This window comes from Chitiniphilus shinanonensis DSM 23277 (assembly GCF_000374805.1).
GTDB classification, from domain to species: Bacteria; Pseudomonadota; Gammaproteobacteria; order Burkholderiales; family Chitinibacteraceae; genus Chitiniphilus; species Chitiniphilus shinanonensis.
In genome coordinates this window covers 309,013-329,702 of the sequence record NZ_KB895335.1, presented here as the reverse complement: position 1 = coordinate 329,702, position 20,690 = coordinate 309,013, and the positions used below count along the sequence as shown (strand labels likewise).

The 20,690-nt window shown below is 66.4% G+C and carries 17 protein-coding genes; 14 read left to right on the top strand and 3 right to left on the bottom strand.

Going from position 1 to position 20,690, the window contains the following annotated elements:
* Positions 1–62 precede the first annotated feature (62 nt).
* The 8 genes from C556_RS0103440 (at position 63) to C556_RS0103405 (ending at position 8,786) form a co-directional block, all read left to right on the top strand.
* On the top strand, positions 63–809 hold the full coding sequence (locus C556_RS0103440) for a pteridine reductase (RefSeq protein WP_018746833.1): 747 nt from the start codon (positions 63–65) through the stop codon (positions 807–809).
* A 154-nt stretch (positions 810–963) separates the two neighbouring features.
* Complete coding sequence (gene ttcA / locus C556_RS19160; protein WP_018746832.1) at positions 964–1,902, top strand: tRNA 2-thiocytidine(32) synthetase TtcA; 939 nt, start codon at positions 964–966, stop codon at positions 1,900–1,902.
* Positions 1,902–2,687 (top strand): fused MFS/spermidine synthase, encoded by a 786-nt coding sequence (locus C556_RS0103430; protein WP_018746831.1) that lies wholly within the window; start codon positions 1,902–1,904, stop codon positions 2,685–2,687. Before ttcA ends, C556_RS0103430 begins: the two co-directional genes overlap by 1 nt.
* A gap of 140 nt (positions 2,688–2,827) precedes the next feature.
* Positions 2,828–3,322: an RNA pyrophosphohydrolase gene (locus C556_RS0103425; RefSeq protein WP_018746830.1), complete on the top strand. Its 495-nt coding sequence runs from the start codon at positions 2,828–2,830 to the stop codon at positions 3,320–3,322.
* The gene (locus tag C556_RS0103420; RefSeq protein WP_018746829.1) at positions 3,291–4,919 is read left to right on the top strand and encodes a two-component system sensor histidine kinase NtrB; all 1,629 of its coding nucleotides are present in this window, start codon (positions 3,291–3,293) and stop codon (positions 4,917–4,919) included. The genes C556_RS0103425 and C556_RS0103420 overlap by 32 nt, the downstream gene beginning before the upstream one ends.
* Positions 4,900–6,276, top strand: coding sequence for a sigma-54-dependent transcriptional regulator (locus tag C556_RS23565; RefSeq protein ID WP_157235773.1), 1,377 nt, complete (start codon positions 4,900–4,902; stop codon positions 6,274–6,276). Before C556_RS0103420 ends, C556_RS23565 begins: the two co-directional genes overlap by 20 nt.
* Positions 6,266–6,832 (top strand): 1,6-anhydro-N-acetylmuramyl-L-alanine amidase AmpD, encoded by a 567-nt coding sequence (ampD, locus tag C556_RS0103410; protein ID WP_018746827.1) that lies wholly within the window; start codon positions 6,266–6,268, stop codon positions 6,830–6,832. Before C556_RS23565 ends, ampD begins: the two co-directional genes overlap by 11 nt.
* Positions 6,833–6,893: 61 nt before the next feature.
* Entirely contained in the window at positions 6,894–8,786 is a 1,893-nt protein-coding gene (locus C556_RS0103405; protein WP_051083204.1) for a potassium transporter Kup, read from the top strand.
* Between the two features lie 243 nt (positions 8,787–9,029).
* On the opposite strand, the gene C556_RS0103400 is transcribed toward C556_RS0103405, so the two are convergent.
* The 3 genes from C556_RS0103400 to argB form a co-directional block, all read right to left on the bottom strand.
* On the bottom strand, positions 9,030–9,665 hold the full coding sequence (locus tag C556_RS0103400; RefSeq protein WP_018746825.1) for a pyrimidine 5'-nucleotidase: 636 nt from the start codon (positions 9,663–9,665) through the stop codon (positions 9,030–9,032).
* 52 nt (positions 9,666–9,717) lie between these two features.
* A complete protein-coding gene (locus C556_RS0103395) occupies positions 9,718–10,158 on the bottom strand; it encodes a CBS domain-containing protein (protein ID WP_018746824.1) in 441 nt (146 codons plus the stop codon).
* A gap of 209 nt (positions 10,159–10,367) precedes the next feature.
* On the bottom strand, positions 10,368–11,246 hold the full coding sequence (argB, locus tag C556_RS0103390; protein ID WP_018746823.1) for an acetylglutamate kinase: 879 nt from the start codon (positions 11,244–11,246) through the stop codon (positions 10,368–10,370).
* Positions 11,247–11,531: 285 nt separating this feature from the next.
* On the opposite strand from argB, the gene C556_RS0103385 reads away from it, so the two are divergent.
* From C556_RS0103385 to C556_RS0103360, 6 genes are all read left to right on the top strand, one after another.
* Complete coding sequence (locus tag C556_RS0103385) at positions 11,532–12,176, top strand: TetR/AcrR family transcriptional regulator (protein ID WP_040430315.1); 645 nt, start codon at positions 11,532–11,534, stop codon at positions 12,174–12,176.
* Positions 12,177–12,184: 8 nt separating this feature from the next.
* Positions 12,185–13,282: an efflux RND transporter periplasmic adaptor subunit gene (locus C556_RS0103380; RefSeq protein WP_026262771.1), complete on the top strand. Its 1,098-nt coding sequence runs from the start codon at positions 12,185–12,187 to the stop codon at positions 13,280–13,282.
* Positions 13,279–16,374, top strand: a complete 3,096-nt coding sequence (locus tag C556_RS0103375) for an efflux RND transporter permease subunit (RefSeq protein ID WP_018746820.1) — start codon at positions 13,279–13,281, stop codon at positions 16,372–16,374. Before C556_RS0103380 ends, C556_RS0103375 begins: the two co-directional genes overlap by 4 nt.
* 27 nt (positions 16,375–16,401) lie before the next feature.
* A complete protein-coding gene (locus tag C556_RS0103370; RefSeq protein ID WP_018746819.1) occupies positions 16,402–17,730 on the top strand; it encodes a TolC family outer membrane protein in 1,329 nt (442 codons plus the stop codon).
* Positions 17,731–17,925: 195 nt separating this feature from the next.
* Positions 17,926–18,252 carry an H-NS histone family protein gene (locus tag C556_RS0103365; RefSeq protein ID WP_018746818.1) on the top strand — a complete coding sequence of 109 codons (327 nt, stop codon included), beginning with the start codon at positions 17,926–17,928 and terminating at the stop codon, positions 18,250–18,252.
* A gap of 106 nt (positions 18,253–18,358) precedes the next feature.
* Positions 18,359–20,485, top strand: coding sequence for a UvrD-helicase domain-containing protein (locus C556_RS0103360; RefSeq protein ID WP_018746817.1), 2,127 nt, complete (start codon positions 18,359–18,361; stop codon positions 20,483–20,485).
* Positions 20,486–20,690: the final 205 nt, after the last annotated feature.

Below are 20,690 nucleotides of genomic sequence, written 5' to 3'. Positions count from 1 at the left end.
GGCGGAGCGGATGCTCCCGGCGGCGCGTTCCGGGCGGCGCGGCCCGGCTTGCAGGCAAAGGCATGGATAACGAACACAACAAGGTGGCGCTGGTGACCGGCGGCGCCAGGCGCGTCGGGGCCGGCATCGTGCGCTACCTGCACGCGCGCGGCTGGCGCGTACTGATCCACTACCGGGGCAGCCGCGACGCGGCGCTGGCGCTGGCGGCAGAACTGAACGGGCGACGTCCGGCCAGTGCAGCCACCTGCCAGCTCGACCTGCTCGACAGCACGCGCCTGCCGGAACTGGTGGCGGCGGCGCTGACCCATTTCGGCCGGCTGGATGCGGTGATCAACAACGCTTCGTCGTTCTTTGCCACGCCGGTGGGGCAGTTCACCGAGTCGGCGTGGGATGCGCTGGTCGGATCGAACCTCAAGGCGCCGTTGTTCCTGGCGCAGGCCGCCGCGCCGGAGCTGGCCGAGACGGGCGGTTCCATCGTCAGCATCGCCGACATCCACGTCGATCGGCCGTGCCCCGGGCTGGCGCTGTACAGCGTGGCCAAGGCCGGACTGGTGGCGATGACGCGCGGGCTGGCGCGCGAGCTGGCGCCCAGGGTGCGGGTGAACGCGGTGGCGCCGGGGGTGAACCTGTGGCCGGACAGCGAGGCGGTGTTCGGCCGTGCAGAGCGCGAGCGCATCGAGGCGTCGATTCCGCTGGGGCGCACCGGCACGCCGGAGGATCTGGCCCAGGCCATCCTGTTCCTGCTCGAAGCGCCGTACCTCACCGGGGTGGTGCTGCCGGTGGACGGTGGGCGCAACGTGGTGCTTTAGCGGCCGCGGCGACTTGGGCCTGGTGGCTTTCGCCGGCCGCGACCTGCCGGCCGGGCGCGGCGCCGCCGCGCGCTGACAGCGGCGCGGGGCTGCGGTAAAATCCGCGCCAATTCAACCATCTACGGCGGGGCGCTCGGCGCCCCGTCTGCTTTGCATGAACACGACCACCGACCACGCGGCGCTGTCCGAGGCCGACAAGAAAGCCCAGTTCAACTTCAACAAGCTCACCAAGTGGCTGCGCCACGCCGTCGGCGACGCGATCAACGACTTCAACATGATCGAGCCGGGCGACCGGGTGATGGTGTGCCTGTCCGGCGGCAAGGACAGCTACACCATGCTGGACATCCTGCTGGGGCTGCAACGCTCCGCGCCGATCGATTTCTCCATCGTCGCGGTGAACCTGGACCAGAAGCAGCCGGGCTTCCCGGAGCACGTGCTGCCGGAATACCTGGCGTCGCTGGGGGTCGAGTACCGCATCGTCGAGGAGGACACCTACTCCATCGTCAAGCGCGTGGTGCCCGAGGGCAAGACCACCTGTGGCCTGTGCAGCCGGCTGCGTCGGGGCATCCTCTACCGGGTGGCGGACGAGCTGGGGGCGACCAAGATCGCGCTGGGCCACCACCGCGAGGACATCCTGGAAACGCTGTTCCTCAATATGTTCTACGGCGGCAAGCTCAAGGCGATGCCGCCCAAGCTGGTGTCCGACGACGGCCGCCACGTGGTGATCCGCCCGCTGGCCTACTGTCGCGAGAAGGACATCGTGCGCTACGCCGAGGCCAAGCAGTTCCCGATCATCCCGTGCAACCTGTGTGGCAGCCAGCCCAACCTGCAACGCCAGGTGGTGGGCGACATGATCGCCGACTGGGACAAGCGCTTTCCGGGGCGGGTGGAGAACATGTTCCGCGCGCTGCGCAACGTGGTGCCCACCCATCTGGCCGACACCAACCTGTTCGACTTCGTCAACGCCCGCGCCGACGGCGTCGAGCGCGAGGACGGTGACAAGGCGTTCGACCGCGACAGTTTCAGCGAACCCAATCGCATCAACATCCTGGCCAACCGCCCCGACGACGTGGCCGGCTGCGGGGCCGACTGATGCTGTTCCGTTCCAAACGCTCGCCGCACGGCGACCAGGACGTGGTGATCGACGTCTCCGAGGAATTCGGTATCCGCAAGCTGCACTTCGGCCAGGACGACACCCAGAGCGCGATGCGGGTGGCCGATCCGTTGGAGCTGGTGCTGGCCTATACCCGCTGCGCCTTCGGCCTGCTGCTGTTCGTCGAGCCGCCGCGCGAGATGGTGCTGATCGGCCTGGGCGGCGGCTCCATCGCCAAGTGGGTGCACCACAAGCTGCCGCAGACCCGGCTGACCTGCGTCGAGCTGCACAGCCAGGTGGTGAACGTGGCGCGCAGCATGTTCCACCTGCCGCAGGACGACGAGCGCCTGAGCGTGCAGGTGGCCGACGGCACGGCCCACGTCTACGCGATGCCGCCCGGCGCCACCGACGTGATCATGATGGATGCCTATTCGTCCACCGGCATCGTGCCTTCGCTGATCTCCAGCGACTTCCTCACCGCCTGCCGCGACCGGCTGACCGAGAACGGCGTGCTGGCGATCAACCTGTGGAGTTCGGACAAGCGCTTTCCCGACTATCGCAACCGCCTGAGCGGCGTGTTCGACGGCCGTGTGGTGTGCCTGCCGGCCCGGCAGAAGGGCAACGTGATGGCGTTCGCCTTCAACCGGCCGCAGAACAACCCGCAATGGGAACGGCTGCGCGAACGCGCGCGCGAGCTGGAGGCCGCCTACCAGCTGGAGTTCGGCGAGTTCGTCGCCGACCTGGCGCGGATGAACCCGCACAACGACCGCCGTCTGTTCGTCTGAGGCGCGCGCCGCCGTCGATCCCGTGCAGGGCGAGGGTCGTCGGACGGCCCGAGGCGTGCTCCGATCGGCGCTCGGCTGTTTGCAAGGCGCGGTGGATATGGAAAAATTGGCGTTAACTAAAGGTTACAGGGTCAACCCCCATGCTCGATCGTGACGGCTATCGCCCGAACGTCGGCATCATCATCCTCAACCAACATGACCAGGTGTTCTGGGGCAAACGGGTGCGGGAGCACTCGTGGCAGTTCCCCCAAGGGGGCATCAAGCAGGGCGAATCGCCGGAGCAGGCGATGTTTCGCGAGCTGATGGAAGAAGTCGGGCTTGCGCCGCAGCACGTCCGCATTCTGGGCCGCACGCGTGATTGGTTGAAATACGATGTGCCGACCAACTGGGTTCGCCGCGAATGGCGCGGTACTTACAAGGGGCAGAAGCAGATCTGGTTCCTGCTGCGGCTGGTTGGCCGCGACACGGACGTCTGCCTGCGGCGTTCGACGCATCCCGAATTCGACGCCTGGCGCTGGAACGCCTACTGGGCGCCGCTGGATGCGGTGATCGAATTCAAGCGCGGCGTGTACGAGGCCGCGTTGTCCGAGCTGTCGCGTTTCCTTGACGCCACGCCAACCCGCGCCCAGGGCTGACCGCGCGCCGGTCACCCCCGACAGCCCGCTGCCGGCGGTCGAGGTGTACTGGCGCTCGCTCGGCCTGCTCAACGCCTTCCGCCTGGCGTCGGTGATCGCGCTGCTCGCCAGCAGCACGTGGCTGATGCCGCGCTCCTTCGCCAGTCCGACCGCCTGGACTGCATTCCTCTGGTTATCATCGATCTACACCTTCGCCGGGCTGGCGTTCATCGCCGGCATCCAGGCGCGGCGCCCGTCGTTCGATGTCCAGCTGTCGGTGCACGCCACCACCGACATCCTGTTCCTGGTGTCGCTGGTACACCTGTTCGGGGGCATGCGCAGCGAGCTGGGCATCCTGCTGCTGTGCTACCTCGCCGCCGCCGGGTTGATCGCGCGCGGCCGCATGACGTTGTTCCATGCCGCCTGCGCCAGCGTGGCGCTGCTGGTCGAGCACACGCTGCGGGTGATCGAGGGCGTGGCCGATGTCGATGCCTATACCGGCGTGGTGCTGCTGTGCCTGGCGTGCTTCGCCGTGGCGTGGCTGGCGCACCGGCTGGCGCGCTACGCCCGCGAAAGCGAGGCGCTGGCCCAGCAGCGCGGCGAGGATCTGCGCAACCTGGCCCAGCTCAACGCCCGCATCCTCCAGGACGTGTCGGACGGTGTGCTGGTGGTCGATGCCCAGGGCGACATGTGGCAGTGCAACGACCAGGCGGTGCGGCTGATCGGTCAGCGGCCGGAATGCCCGGTGCCGCTGGAGCGGGTGCTGCCCGAGCTGGACCGTGTGCTCAAGGCGTGGCGCGAAGACCCATACACCCCGCCGGCGCTGGTGCAGGCCGTTGCCACCCGCAAGACGCTGCGGCCGCGCTTCGTGCCGGCGTCGTTCACCATGACCGGCGACATCCTGGTCTACCTGGAAGACATGGACCGGCTGCGGCGCGAGTCGCAGCAGCTCAAGCTGGCCGCGCTGGGGCGGCTGACCGCCAACCTGGCGCACGAGATCCGCAATCCGCTCGGGGCGATCTCGCACGCCGCGCAACTGCTGGACGAAGAGGCCGGCGACGATGCGCTCGCCAAGCGGCTGACCCGCATCATCGGCGACAACGCCGGGCGGCTGGAGCGGATGGTGGCCGACGTGCTGGAGCTGAACCGGCGCGACCGGCTCAACCGCGTGCCGATCGCGCTGGCCACCTGGCTGGACAACTTCCTGGAGGACGTGCGCCAGGCCGAGAGTATCCCGGTCGGGATCGTCTGCACCTGCCCGGCCGGGGCCGAGGTGTCGTTCGACGCCGGCCACCTGCATCAGGTGTTGTGGAATCTGGTGCGCAATGGCTGGCGCTATTGCAACAAGGTGCCGGGCAGCCTCAAGGTGACGGTGACGCTGGGCGACGACAACCGCTGGCGGTTGGACGTGTGCAACGACGGCCCGCCGGTGCCGCTGGACGCGCAGACCCAGTTGTTCGAGCCCTTCTTCACCACCGAATCCAAGGGCACCGGCCTGGGGTTGTATATTGCCCGCGAAATCTGCGCCGCCAACTCCGCCTGGCTGGAATACCTGCCGGTGGAGGAGGGGGCGTGCTTCCGTATCGTGTTCGAGGTCAATGATGGCGAGAAAGGCTAGGCATGCCCGGCGGGTGCTGGTGGTGGACGACGAAGTCGACATCGCCGAGCTGCTGGAACTCACCCTGATCAAGATGGGCCTGGACGTGGACACCGCGCATTGCGTCGCCGACGCCAAGGCCGCGCTGGAACGTACCCGCTACGACCTGATCCTGACCGACATGCGCATGACGGACGGCGAAGGGCTGGAGCTGGTGGATTTCGTCCAGGCCCGGCGGCTGGACGTGCCGGTGGCCGTGATCACCGCCTACGGCAGCATGCAGAACGCAGTGAGCGCGCTCAAGGCCGGCGCCTTCGACTACCTGGCCAAGCCGGTGTCGCTGGACCAGTTGCGCACCCTGGTCAAATCCGCGCTCAACCTGGAGGAGCCGGCCGCCCCGGTGGAGCCGGTGTCGGGCGAGGATCGGCCGCTGCTGGGCAACTCGACCGCCATCCGCCAGGTGCTGGAGCTGGTGGAGAAACTGGCGCGCAGCCAGGCGCCGGTCTATGTCAGCGGCGAATCGGGCAGCGGCAAGGAGCGCGCTGCGCGCCTGATCCACCTGCGCAGCAACCGCGCCGACAAGCCCTTCGTCGCCGTCAACTGCGGCGCCATTCCCGAAAACCTGATGGAGAGCGAGTTCTTCGGCTATCGCAAGGGCGCGTTCACCGGCGCCGAGCAGGATCGCGACGGTTTCTTCCAGGCCGCCACCGGCGGCACGCTGTTCCTGGACGAAGTGGCCGATCTGCCGCTGGCGATGCAGGTCAAGCTGTTGCGCGCCATCCAGGAGCGCAAGGTGCGCAAGGTGGGCAGCACCGCCGAGGAACCGGTGGACGTGCGGCTGATCTGTGCCACCCACCAGAACCTGGCCAAGTGTGTCGACAGCGGGCGCTTCCGCCAGGATCTCTACTACCGGCTGAACGTGATCGAGCTGAAGATGCCGCCGCTGCGCGAAATGGACGACGACATCATCCTGATCGCGCGCCAGGTGCTGGCGCGGCTGGCCACCCAGAATGGGCAGGAGGCGCCGACGCTGGCCGACGACGCGCTGACCGCGCTGCGCCGCTACGCCTTCCCCGGCAACGTGCGCGAGCTGGAAAACACCCTGGAGCGCGCGCTGGCGCTATCCGACGGCAACCGCATCACCGCCGACGATCTGCAATTGTCGCCGCCGCAGAGTTTCGACGAAGCGGCCACCGGCGGTGCCGACTGTCCGTTGCAGGATTACCTCGACCGCGTCGAGCGCGGCGCGATCCAGGACGCCCTGGACAAGACTGGCGGCAACCGCACCCAGGCCGCCAAGCTGCTGGGCGTCACCTTCCGCTCGCTGCGCTATCGCATGGACCGCCTGGGCCTGGCGGGCAAAGACCGTGACGACTGAGATCCTGCCGCTCGATCGCGAAGGCATTTGCCCGGCGGCGCGACAGGTGCCCAGCCCCAACCACGACGCCCGCCCCGACGGCGACACGGTGCGGGTGGTGGTGGTGCACAACATCAGCCTGCCGCCGGGGCAGTTCGGCGGCGACGACATCGAGCGGCTGTTCACCAACCGCATCGACCCGGCTGCCGCGCCGGGCTACGACGAACTGGCGCGACTGCGGGTGTCGGCGCATTTCCTGATCCGCCGCGACGGCGAGCTGGTGCAGTTCGTACCCACCGAACAGCGCGCCTGGCATGCCGGCGTCTCGCACTGGTGCGGGCGCGAGCGCTGCAATGATTTCTCGGTGGGCATCGAACTGGAAGGCAGCGACTTTGCACCTTTCGAAGCGGCGCAATACGCGCGCCTGCTGGCGCTGCTGCGCGGTCTGGCCGAGCGTTATCCGCTGGCGGCCATCGTCGGCCACAGCGAAATTGCACCCGACCGCAAGACCGACCCCGGCCCGTTTTTTGACTGGGCGCAGGTACATGCTGCATTGCCGCAACTACGGCCCGCCTAAATCCGGTGGGCGGAACGACACGAGGCTATAATCCGCGCACGTTATTCCTCGTAAGTTCCGCATGAATCCTTCCTCCCATGCAGGCAAGCCCGGCAACGCCGCCATGACCCTGGCCGCGCTGGGCGTCGTCTATGGCGACATCGGCACCAGCCCCCTCTACACCCTGAAGGAATGTCTCAACGGCCACGTGCCGCTGCCCATCGTGGCCGAGAATGTACTCGGCATGCTGTCGATGGTGTTCTGGGGTCTGATGCTGGTGGTCTCGGTGAAGTACGTGGTGCTGATCCTGCGGGCCGACAACCGTGGCGAGGGTGGCGTGCTGGCGCTGATGGCGCTGGCGTTGCGCGAGGCCGGAACCGGCACCCGCAAGGCGTTGTTCTTCACTGCGCTGGGCATCTTCGGCGCGGCGCTGTTCTACGGCGACAGCATCATCACCCCGGCGATTTCGGTGTTGTCGGCGCTGGAGGGGATCGGCGTGGTGTCGCACCGGCTCGACCCCTATATCGTGCCGATGACCATCGTGGTGCTGATCGCGCTGTTCGTGCTCCAGGCGCGCGGTACCGCCAGCGTCGGCAAGCTGTTCGGGCCGGTGATGGTGGTGTGGTTCACCACGCTGGGGCTGCTCGGCCTGTGGCAGGTGATCCAGGCGCCCGGCGTGCTGGCGGCGGTCAACCCGATCTATGCGCTGCGCTTCGTCTCGCACCACGCCTGGCAGGCATTCGTGCTGCTGGGCGCCGTGGTGCTGGCGCTGACCGGCGCCGAGGCGCTGTACGCCGACATGGGCCACTTCGGCCGCCCGGCGATCCGCCGCGCCTGGTTCGGCCTGGTGCTGCCGTCGCTGGTGCTCAATTACTTCGGCCAGGGCGCGTTGCTGCTCTCCAACCCGGCCGCCATCGCCAATCCGTTCTTCCTGCTGGCGCCGTCGTGGGGCATTCTGCCGCTGGTGGTGCTGGCCACCCTGGCCACGGTGATCGCCTCGCAGGCGGTGATCTCCGGCGCGTATTCGATGACCAGCCAGGCGATCCAGCTCGGCTTCGCCCCGCGCATGGGCATCGAGCACACCTCCGATACCGAGATCGGCCAGATCTACATGCCGGGCATCACCTGGTTCCTGCTGGTGGCGGTGATCGCGCTGGTGCTGCTGTTCCGTTCCTCCGGCAATCTGGCGTCGGCCTACGGCTTCGCGGTGACCTGCACCATGGTGATGACCACGCTGCTGGCGTTCACCGTGCTGGGCAAGCGCTTCTCCGGCGTGCCGCGGCTGGGCATCTTCGCCCTGTTGTCGGTGCTGCTGGTGATCGACCTGCTGCTGTTCTCGTCCAACGCGCTGAAGATCCACGACGGCGGCTGGTTCCCGCTGCTGATCGGCGTGATCGCCTTCACCCTGATGATGACCTGGAAGCGCGGCCGTGCGTTGCTGGCCGATCGCCTGCACCAGGGCGAACTGCCATTGGAAGGCTTCGTCGAGATGCTGGAGGCCAGCCCGCCGCAGCGCGTGGAAGGCACCGCCGTGTTCATGACCGCCAGCGCCGACCGCGTGCCGCATGCCTTGCTGCACAACCTGAAGCACAACAAGGTGCTGCACGAGCAGGTGGTGTTCATGACCGTCGAAAACGCCGACATCCCCTATGTCGCCACGCGCGAGCGGGTGGCGATCCGGCGCCTGGGCGACACCTTCTACCAGATCATCGCCACCTACGGTTTCAAGGAAGAACCGAGCGTGCCGGCCATCCTCAAGCTGGTGAAGGAGTTGCAGCCGGAACTCGACCTCGATCCGATGCAGACCTCGTTCTTCCTGTCGCGCGAAACCATCGTCGCCGCCAAGTACCCCGAGATGTCGCTGTGGCGGCGCAAGATCTTCGCGCTGATGAACCGCAACGCCATGCGCGCCACCAGCTTCTTCAAGATCCCCCCCAACCGCGTGGTCGAGATGGGGATGCAGGTGGAGCTGTAGCGGCTGGGAAGGGCAAAAGCTTTAGACCCCAAGTCTTGAAACACAGAGAGCACAGAGAACACAGAGCTCCACGGAGAAAACCGGAAAAGAGAGCGGTAAATTGGCATCGCCCACAGCGGCCCAGCCCAACTGAAAGCAGATGCTGCGCGCCTTCCTTTACCTCTTTCCCTTCTGTTTTTCTCTGTGAATCTCCGTGTTCTCTGTGCTCTCTGTGTTTCAAGATTTTGGGTTCAGCTCCAGCCCCTACCGCACCCGTCCCGGCAACTGGTGCAGTCCATTCAACAGGTAATCCACCGCCGCATGGCCGCGGCGGTGGGGGCGTAGCCAGACGGTGCGCATGCGCAGGCGCTTGGCGGTCGCCAGGTTGGCCACGCTGTCCTCCACCATCACGCAATGGCGCGGATTGAGGCGGAAGCGTGCCAGCAGCCGGCGATAGCCGTGGCTGAACGGCTTGGGATGAAAGCGCGCCTGATCCACGCCGACCACCACGTCGAAATACCGTGCTACGCCCAGTGCTTCGAGCATCGCCTCGCCGTAGGCGGTCGGGCCGTTGGTGAACAGGATCTTGCGCCCGCGCAGCCGCGCCAGCGTGCGCGCCAGGCGCGGCACCGGGTGCAGCGTCTCCAGCAGGCGCGGCAGCGGATGTACTTCGCTGAGGAAATGGTGCGGATCGACCTGCGGGTGATGGCGGCGCAGGCCCAGGATGGTGGCGCCGTAGCGCTGCCAGTAATGCACGCGCAGGTGGTTGGCCTGGTCGTGCGATACCGCCAGCTCCCGGGCGATCCACGCGGTCATTGCCGCGTCGATCACCGGGAAGGCGTGCTTGTGCGCATGGTGCAGGGTGTCGTCGAGGTCGAACAGCCAGGTGCGATGGGGCATGGAACGCGATGCTCGGATGCTGCGGGCCGTCCCGCGGCCGACGCGCAGCGCGTCAGGCCCGGGTGCCGTAAATGTACTGCGAGAGTTGCTCGATGGTGTACTGCTGATTGGCGATCTTGGCGCGCACCAGGTCGCCGATCGACAGGATGCCCTTCACCTCGTCGCCATGCAGCACCGGCAGGTGGCGGATGCGCTTCTCGGTCATCAGCGCCAGGCAGGTCTCGACATCGGTATCCGGCGTGATCACCACCAATTGGCGGGTCATGATCTCCGCCACCGGCGTGCCGGCCGAGGTCTTGCCTTGCAATACCACCTTGCGCGCGTAGTCGCGCTCGGAAAAGATGCCGACCAGTCGGCCGCCATCCATCACCAGCAGCGCGCCGATATTCTTTTCCGCCATCACTTGCAGCGCCTGGTAGACGGTGGACTGGGGCGAAATCGAGATGATGTCGTGGAGCTGTTTCTCTGCCAGAAGATGACGCGCTGTGTTCATCGGGGCCTCGCGGGTTGGAAGAATGATCCACGCGCCGGAGGGCCGGTCATGCGGCGGGGCGTGGTCCTATCAATCTAGCCAGCGGGGTCGAACATGCAAGCGGGCAGGGCCTTGCATGGGCCGGCGGGCGCGGCGCAAAACGAACGGGGCGACACGGCATTCGACGCCGTGTCGCCCCGTTTGTCTGGAGCGCCTGACAGCCTGCCGCGTTACTTGGCGCGGATCATGGTGCCCACGCCCTGCTCGGTCAGCACTTCCAGCAGCAGCGCGTGTTTCACGCGGCCGTCGATGATGTGCACCGAGTTGACGCCGCTCTTGGCGGCATCGAGCGCCGAGGCGATCTTGGGCAGCATGCCGCCGGAGATGGTGCCGTCGGCGAACAGCTCGTCGATGCGGCGCGCGGTCAGCTTGGTCAGCAGGTTGCTGTCCTTGTCGAGCACGCCCGGGGTGTTGGTCATCAGGATCAGCTTCTCGGCGTGCAGCACTTCGGCCAGCTTGCCGGCGACCAGGTCGGCGTTGATGTTGTAGCTCTCGCCGCTGGCGTCCACGCCGATGGGGGCGATCACCGGGATGAAGTCGGCGGCGTCCAGGTGGGCGACGATGGAAGGATCGATCTTCTCGATCTCGCCCACCTGGCCGATATCGACCAGTTCGTCGGGATTGGTGCCCTTGAGGAACATCTTGCGCGCGCGGATGAAGTGGCCGTCCTGGCCGGTCAGCCCGACGGCCTTGCCGCCGTGCTTGTTGATCATCGACACGATTTCCTTGTTCACGTGGCCGCCCAGCACCATCTCGACCACATCCATGGTCTCGGCGTCGGTCACGCGCATGCCCTGGATGAACTCGCCCTTCTTGCCGATGCGGTCGAGCAGGTCGTTGATCTGCGGTCCGCCGCCGTGCACCACCACCGGGTTCATGCCGACCAGCTTCAACAGCACCACGTCCTGGGCGAAGCCTTCCTTCAGCTCCTCGTCGATCATGGCGTTGCCGCCGTACTTGATCACGATGGTCTTGTCGAAGAAGCGCTGGATGTAGGGCAGGGCCTCGGAAAGGATGTTGGCCTTTTCCTGCGGGGTGATGTCGATCATGGCGGCTCCAGGGTGGCGACTCGGTTGAACGGTGCGGATTGTAACGCTGGTGTGTGACCCCGCGTGTATCCAGTTTTGCGATGGCGGCCACTGCATCTGGATGGCGCCAGACTTTCCCCGCGTTGCGAAGAAATTTGTCGGTTTCCTGGGTTGAGCTGATTTTCCGCCCATGAAGGGCTGACTGACGATTGACACGCGATCCGTAGCGCTCGAATAATAAATGAACATTCATTTATTAATCGCGGAATGCCGGCCTTTACCCTGGCGTTCCGCTCAGGTCGCCGCATGCACAACTGCCCCATCAAGCGCTGGTCGCGCCGCAAGGCCGCCCGGCCGCAGGAGATCCTCGAAGCCGCGCTCGACGTGTTCGCCGAACGCGGTTACGCCGCCGCCAAGATCGAGGACATCGCCCGCCACGCCGGCGTCACCCGCGGCACGCCCTACCTGTACTTCAAGAACAAGGAAGAGATCTTCGCCGCGCTGATCCGCGAGCTGCTGCTGCCCAAGATCGCCTTCGGCGAAAGCCTGATGGCCGAACCGGGGCTGGGCGCGGGCGAGCGGCTGCGCCGACTGGTGCGCGCGTGGTGGAGCGAAGTGGGCGCCACCCGGCTGTCCGCGCTGCCCAAGCTGATGATCGCCGAGGCGCGCAACTTCCCCGAGGTGGCGCAGCTGTACCACGACGAATTCATCGCGCCGGGGCAGGCGCTGCTGCAACGCATCCTGGAGGAAGGCGCCGCGTCCGGTGAATTCCGCGCAGTGCCGGCCGATCCGGCGGTCCACGTGATCTCCGCGCCCATCGTGATGCTGATGATCTGGCAACACACCTTCATGCCTTGCTGCATCGGCCACGAAGTCGATCCCGAACTTTATCTCGATACCCTGCTCGACCTGCTGCTGCGCGGCCTGTCGACCCATCCCGCTTCCGCCTGAGGCCCGCCATGCTCCCCCTGCACCGAATCTGGCCCGTTGTGTTGTCGTCGTTGCTGCTGGCCGCCTGCGGCCAGCCCGAACCGCCGCGCGAGGAGATCCGCCCGGTGCGGGTGATCCGCGTCGGCGCCCCGCAAAGCGCGCCCGGTGCCGAATTGACCGGCACGGTGCGCGCCCATACCGAAACCCCGCTGTCGTTTCGCATCGGCGGCAAGCTGGTCGAGCGGCAGGTGGACGTGGGCGCCGTGGTGAAACGGGGCCAGGCCATCGCCCGCATCGATCCGCAGGATGCCTCGCTCAATGCCACCGCCGCCGATGCCCAGGCTGCCGCGGCCAAGGCGCAGCAGGCCCAGGCGCAGATGGACTACGAACGCGCGCAACGCCTGTTCGAGCAGAAGTTCGTCAGTCAGGCCGAAGTGGACAACCGCCGCACCGCGCTGGATGCGGCGCGAGAAGCGGCGCGGCAGGCGCAGGCACAGCGCGAGCTGGCGCGTAACCAGGCCGGCTACACCACCTTGCTGGCCGACGCCGACGGCGTGGTCACCCAGGTGGCGGCCGAGCCGGGCCAGGTGTTGGCGGCGGGACAGCCGGTGGTGACGCTGGCGCATCAGGGCGAGCGAGAGATCGCGGTGGACGTGCCCGAACAGTTGCGCGGCGCGGTCAAGGTGGGCGACGCGGTGACGGTGCGGCTGTGGGCGCTGCCGGGCAGGACGCTGCCGGGGCGGGTGAGCGAGTTGTCGCCGGCCGCCGACGCTGCCGCGCGCACCTATCCGGCGCGGATCGCCTTCGAGCACGATGCCGCGGTGCAGCTGGGCATGAGCGCCAGCGTGCGCCTTGCCACCCCGGCCGCCCGACCCACAGGCAGCGCGCTGGAAGTGCCGCTGACCGCGCTGTTCGGCGAAACCGGCAAGCAGCAGGTCTGGCTGCTCGACCTCAAGGCCGGCCGGGTCCAGGCGCGCGCGGTGCAGGTGCTGGGCGTGACCGACGACGCGGCGCTGGTGCGCGGAGTGCGTCCGGGCGATCTGGTGGTCACCGCCGGCGCCCACCTGCTGCGTGAAGGCCAGCGGGTGAAGCGCCTGGGCGCGGCCAACGAAGGGGCCGGCGCATGAACGAGCTGGAACGCGAACCGGCGACGCACGCCGGGCACTTCAATATCTCGGCCTGGGCGCTCAACCATCGCTCGCTGGTGCTGTACCTGATCATCGTGCTGTCGCTGGCCGGCATGCTGGCGTACACCAAGCTGGGGCAGAAGGAAGACCCGGAGTTCACCTTCAAGGCGATGGTGGTGCGCGCCTTCTGGCCGGGCGGCTCGGCCAGCGAAGTGGAGCGCCAGCTCACCGATCCGCTGGAAAAGGCGCTGCAGGGCATCGGCACCATCGACTACACCCGCAGCTATTCGCGCGCCGGCGAATCGCTGACGCTGGTGGTGCTCAAGGAATCGATCCGCGGCCACCAGGTGGAGGACAGCTGGTACCAGGTGCGCAAACGCATCGCCGATCTCCAGGCCGCCGGCGGCTTGCCGCAAGGCGCGGTCGGGCCGTTCTTCAATGACGAATTCGGCGAGACCTACGGCAACCTCTACGCCTTTACCGGCGACGGCTTCACCATGCCCGAGCTGAAGCGCTACGTGGAATCGGTGCGCCAGGAACTGCTGCGCATCCCCGACGTGAACAAGGTGACGCTGATCGGCGAGCAGGATCAGAAGATCTACGTCGAGTATTCCACCGCCAAGCTGGCCAGCCTGGGGTTGTCGCCGTTCCAGGTGAACCAGGTGCTGGCCGCGACCAACGCGCTGACGCCGGCCGGGGTGGTCGAGGGCCGCGAGGAGCGGGTGTTCGTGCGTGTCACCGGCAACTTCGACGCGGTGGCCCAGATCAGCGACACCGTGGTCGAGGCCGGTGGCAAGCGCTTCCGCGTCGGCGACGTGGCGCGTGTCTACCGCGCCACCATCGATCCGCCCGAGATGGCGATGCGCTTCCAGGGCCAGCCGGCCATCGGCCTGGGCGTCTCGATGCGCCACGGCGGCGACGTACTGCGCATGGGGCAGCAGATCGACGAGACGCTGGCGCGGGCCCGCGCGTCGCTGCCGGTCGGGGTCGAGTTCCACGTGGTGTCCGACCAGCCGGCGGTGGTGAAGCACGCGGTGAGCATCTTCATGGATTCGCTGCTGGAAGCGGTGGTGATCGTGCTGGCGGTGAGCTTCCTGTCGCTGGGATGGCGTACCGGCGTGGTGGTGGCGCTGTCGATTCCGCTGGTGCTGGCGCTGACCTTCCTTGGCATGTTCCTGGCCGGCATCGACCTGCAACGCATCTCGCTGGGGGCGCTGGTGATCGCGCTCGGTCTGCTGGTCGACGATGCGATCATCGCGGTGGAGATGATGGCGCTGAAGCTGGAGCAGGGCTGGGACCGTTTCCGCGCAGCCACCTTCGCCTATACCAGCACCGCCATGCCGATGCTGACCGGCACCCTGATCACCGCCGCCGGCTTCCTGCCAGTGGGGCTGGCCAAGTCCGACGCCGGTGAATACACCTTCTCGATCTTCGCCGTGGTCGGCATCGCGCTGATCCTGTCGTGGATCGTCGCGGTGCTGTTCACGCCCTACCTGGGCTATCAGCTGCTGCCGGAGCGGCCACGCGAACACGAGCACGACGTCTACCAGGGCCGGTTCTACCGGCGCTTCCGCGCCGTGGTCACCTGGTGCATCACCTGGCGCAAGACCACCGTCGCGGTCACCATCGGCGCCTTCGCGCTGGCGATGGTGGTGTTCGCGCTGGCGGTGCCCAAGCAGTTCTTCCCGGCCTCGTCGCGCCCCGAGCTGATGGTCGACCTGTGGCTGCCCTATGGCGCGTCGTTCCAGGCCACCGAGCGCGAGGCGCGCAAGCTCCAGGCGCTGCTGAGCAAGGATCCGGACGTGGTCAGCGTCACCAGCTACATCGGCTTCGGCTCGCCGCGCTACTACCTGCCGCTGGATGAGCAGCAGCCCAACCTCAACTTCGCCCAGCTCACGGTGATGACGCGCGACGAAAAAGTGCGCGAGCACGTATTCGCCCACATCAACCAATTGTTCGCCGACGATTTCCCGCAGGTGCGCGGCCGGGTGACGCGGCTGGAGAACGGCCCGCCGGTGGGCTACCCGTTGCAGTTCCGCATCTCCGGCGACGATCCGGCCGAGTTACGGCGCATCGGCGGGCAGGTGGCGGCGACGATGCGGGCGAACCCGCACGCGCGCGACGTGCATTTCGACTGGGGCGAGCAGGTGAAGGTGCTGCGCATCCACGCGCACCAGGACAAACTGCGCGACACCGGGCTGACCACCCAGCAACTGGCGCAATACCTGCAACTGGCGATCTCCGGCGTCACCGCCACCCAGTACCGCGAGGACAACGAGATGATCGACGTGGTGGCGCGGCTGGTGCCCGACGAGCGCGGTTCGCTCACGGCGATCCGCGACCTGCCGGTAAAGCTGGCCGACGGGCGCAGCGTGCCGTTGTCGCAGCTGGGCGACGTGCGGCTGGAATCGGAGGAAAGCCTGATCTGGCGCCGCAACCGCGTGCCCACGCTGTCGGTGCGCGCCGATGTCAACGGCGCGCAGGCGCCGGACGTTACCCTGGCGCTCGAACCGAAGATCGCCGCCATCGCCGCGAAACTGCCGCCGGGTTATCACATCGAAACCGGCGGCACGCTGGAGGCGTCGCGCACCGGCGAACAGTCGATCTCGGCGGTGATGCCGCTGATGCTGGTGGTGGTGATGACGCTGCTGATGATCCAGTTGCAAAGCATCAAACACATGGTGATGGTGCTGCTGACCGCACCGCTGGGGCTGATCGGCGTGACGCTTTCGCTGCTGCTGTTCGATGCACCGTTCGGCTTCGTCGCGCAACTCGGGGTGATCGCGCTATCGGGTATGATCATCCGCAATTCGGTGATTCTGATGGACCAGATCAAGCAGGACATCGCCCACGGGCACGATCCGTGGCACGCCGTGATCGAATCGGCGGTACGCCGCTTCCGGCCCATCATGCTGACCGCCGCGGCCGCCATCCTGGCGATGATCCCGCTCACCCGCGACACCTTCTGGGGCCCGATGGCGGTGGCGATCATGGGCGGACTGTTCGTCGCCACCGTGCTGACCCTGCTGTTCCTGCCAGCGCTGTACGCGATCTGGCACCGCGTGCGCCCGCCGCACGCGCCGACTGCCTGAATACCTAAAAACGAAGGGGCTTTACCGATGAAACGAACCGTGATCGCCGCCGGCCTGGCGCTGCTGTCCCAGGTCGCCGCCGCGGCGGATCTGCTCGAAAGCTGGCGTGCCTCGCAGCAATACGACGCCAGCTACCAAGCGGCGCGCTACGCGCTGGAGGCCGGGCGCGAAAAGGCCAACCAGGGCCGGGCGCTGTGGCTGCCCAAGCTGACGCTGGACGGCGGCGCCAATGCCGCCACCCAGAAATACCACCCGGGCCGCGACACGCTGACCGCGCCGGAAACCAGCGCCAACGGCGATCAATACAATCTGGGCATCACCGCCACCCAGCCGATCTACCGCGCCGACGTATTCGTCGGCGCCGACCAGTTGAGCAAGCAGACCGATCTGGCCGAAGTGCAGTTTCGCGATGCCGACCAGCAATTGATCCTGCGCGTGGCGCAGGCGTATTTCGAAGTGCTGGCCGCCGAGGAACGCGTGCAATTGTCCGCCTCGCAAAAAGAGGCGGTGTCGCAGCAATTGGCGCAGGCCAAGAAATCATTCGAAGTGGGCGTGGCCACCATTACCGACACCAATGAAGCCCAGGCCCGCTACGACGCCATCGTCGCCAGCGAAATCGCCGCGCTCAACGACCTGGATATCAAGCGCAATGCGTTCCAGATGCTGACCGGGCTGGACCCCACCCAATTGGCCAAGATCAGCGAAGGCCGCAAGCCCACCCGCCCCAATCCGCCGGTCATGGACCAATGGACGCAGCGCGCCCAGGCCGAAAACCTCTCGGTGCTGGCGCAGCAATTGAACCTGGACATCAGCGCGCGCGAAATCGACCGTTACCGCGTCGCCACCGCGCCGACGCTGGATCTGGTGGCCAAATACGGCAGCAGCTGGGATTCCGACGAATTGTCCCGTTCCGGCGGGCGTGATCGCAGCGACAGTGGCGTGATCGGCCTGCAATTGTCGATTCCGCTCTATACCGGGGGCGACCGCAGCTCGCGTTATCGCGAAGCGATCGCCAACCGCGACAAGGAAAGCTCCGGCCTGGAGGCAGCCAAGCGCAACAGCGTGCAGCAGGCCAAGCAGGCGTTCCTGGGCGTGCAGAGCGGTGCGGCGCAGATCGATGCGCTGGAGCAGGCGCAGCGCTCCAGCCTGTCGTCGCTGGAATCGACCAAGCTCGGCCGCGAGGTGGGCGTACGCACCACGGTGGATGTGCTGGATGCCGAGCAGAACTACTATCAGACGCGCTATGACCTGGTGGTGGCGCGATATCAATACCTTTACTCGCGTTTGCAGCTGGCCTATGCGGTGGGTCAACTGGATGAAGGCGATGTCAATGAAGTGAACCAATGGCTGCATTAAGGTTCGAAGCGCGGCAGCCCGCCGCAAAGGAAAGCCCGGCGGATTGCCGGGCTTTTTTAATGCCACTTGCAATGAGTACATAATGAGGTATTAATACAAAATATCGCCGCCTTGTATTTCACAAAAACGGGGGGCATAATGCGGCGCATAAGTACCCTCAATCCGCACGAACGTATAAATCACCAGGAGAAACAAATGGATTTGTCCGCGCTCACGCTGCCGCAGCTGTACCAACTGCAAAAAGACCTCGACCGCGAGATCGTGCGCCGCAAGGAAACCGATAAGCAGGATCTGCTGAACGAACTGCAAAACCTGGCCGCCGCCAAGGGCTTCTCCCTGAATGAAGTGCTGGGCCTGGACAAGAAAGCCGGCAAGAAAGGCGCCGTTGCCCCGTCCTCTTCCAAGGCGCAATTCCGCAACCCGAACGATGCGAACCAGACCTGGTCCGGCCGTGGTCGCAAGCCGCAATGGGCGCTGGATTGGATTGCTGCCGGCAAGTCGATCGACGATCTGCGCATTTGATCCTTGATCCGGTAGGATCATGTCATTGCAGTGAAAGGGGCGGCCGCACGGCCGCCCCTTGTTTTTTGTACAATCGTTCTATTCGAACGATCCCACCCGCCGTCCCATGCCCCATCCGCTGACCCAATACCTCAACCCGCAGCAGGCGGCCGCCGTCGAACTGCCCGACGAACACGCGTTGATCCTGGCCGGCGCCGGCAGCGGCAAGACCCGGGTGCTCACCACGCGCATCGCCTGGCTGCTGTCCACCGGCCGCGTCAGCCCGGCCGGGCTGCTCGCCGTGACCTTCACTAACAAGGCCGCCAAGGAAATGCTGGCGCGCATCACCGCGATGATGCCGCTCAATCCGCGCGGCTTGTGGATCGGCACCTTCCACGGCCTGTGCAACCGCATGCTGCGGCTGCACCACCGCGACGCCGGCCTGCCGGCCACCTTCACCATCCTCGACAGCCAGGACCAGCTGGCGGCCATCAAGCGCACCCTCAAGACGCTGAACCTGGACGAAGAGCGCTATCCGCCGCGCACCGTGCAGCACTACATCAACGGCCACAAGGAAAACGGCCGCCGTGCCGCCGACGTCGACGGCTGGGACGACTATTCGCGCCATCTCAAGCAGATCTATGCCGAATACGAGGCGCAATGCCGGCGCGAAGGTGTGGCCGATTTCGCCGAACTGCTGCTGGCCTGCTATGAATTGCTGCTGCGCAACGAAGCATTGCGCACCCATTACCAGCATCGTTTCAAGCACGTGCTGGTCGACGAATTCCAGGACACCAATCGCTTGCAATATGCGTGGCTTAAATTGCTTACCGGCCCGCAATCCGCGTTGTTCGCCGTGGGGGATGACGACCAATCGATTTACGCCTTCCGCGGCGCCAACGTCGGTAATATGCAGGATTTCCAACACGATTACGCGGTTCGTCATGTGATCCGGCTGGAGCAGAATTACCGCTCGCACGGCAATATCCTCGACGCCGCCAATGCCGTGATTGCCAACAATCGCGAACGATTGGGCAAGCAGCTGTGGACGGAGGAAAGCGGCGGCGAGCCGATCCGGGTATTCGAAGCCAGCAGCGATTACGAGGAAGCCGACTTCCTGGTGGACGAGATCGGCCAATTGAAGCGCGACGGCATCGAGCCGGGCGACGTGGCGATCCTTTATCGCTCCAATGCCCAATCGCGCCTGATCGAACACGCATTGGTCCAGGCCGGCCTGCCTTATCGGGTCTACGGCGGCCTGCGCTTCTACGAGCGGCAGGAGGTCAAGCACGCGCTGGCCTATCTGCGGTTGATGGCCAATCAGGACGACGACAACGCGCTGCTGCGCATTATCAACTTCCCCACCCGGGGCATCGGCAACCGCACCGTCGAAACCATCGTCGAGACCGCGCGCGCCACCGGCACCAGCCTGTGGCTCGCCGCCTGCTCCGGCGGCGCCGGGCGCAGCGCTGCGGCAGTGGGGCGCTTCGTGCAGCTGATGGAAACCCTGCGTCAGCAGACCGAGGGCCTGCCGCTGCCCGAAGTGGTGGACGCCATGCTCGACCTGTCCGGCCTGCGCGAGCACTACCGCAACGACAAAGAGGGCGAGGAGCGCGTCGCCAACCTCGACGAACTGGTCAACGCCGCCGCGGGCTTCGTCACCGAGGACGAGAACGACCTGGCCGCCTTTCTGGCCAACGCCAGCCTGGAAGGCGGTGAGCACGAGGCGCGCCCCGGCGAGACCGCGGTACAGATGATGACGGTGCACGCGGCCAAGGGGCTGGAGTTCCACAGCGTGTTCCTCACCGGTCTGGAGGAAGGGCTGTTTCCCCACGAGAACAGCCTGGCCGATCCCAAAGGGTTGGAGGAAGAGCGCCGGCTGATGTACGTGGCGATCACCCGCGCCCGACGGCGGCTTTACCTGTCGCTGGCGCAAAGTCGCATGCTGCACGGCCAGACGCGCTATTCGGTGGCCAGCCGCTTTCTCGACGAGATTCCCGAAACGCTGCTCAAGTATCTGAACCGGGGCTATGCGCCGCAGTCGTTCGGCGCGCCGGCCGCGGCCAGACAGGCGGATCCGGGGCACGGCCTGAAGTTGGGCATGAACGTGCGCCATCCCAAGTTCGGCATCGGCGTGGTGACCGACCACGAAGGCGGCGCCACCGGCAACGTGCAGGTGAACTTCCGCGACCACGGCCCCAAGTGGCTGGCGGTGGCCTACGCCAAACTGGAGCCGGCGACCGGCGAAAGCTGAGCGCCCGGCGCATTTTAGGAATTTGGTGATCGACGGCGTGGCCGTCGGCCCTAAACTCCTGGTGTCAGGCTGTATCCGACACGGCACGCGCGGCGTGCCGGTCCGACCGGCCGGAGGTGGGATGCGCCGGCAGGCCATGCCACCTGTGAATCACGCGAATACCGACAGTTTCGTCCAATAATGGAATCATCCGTTCGACCACGAC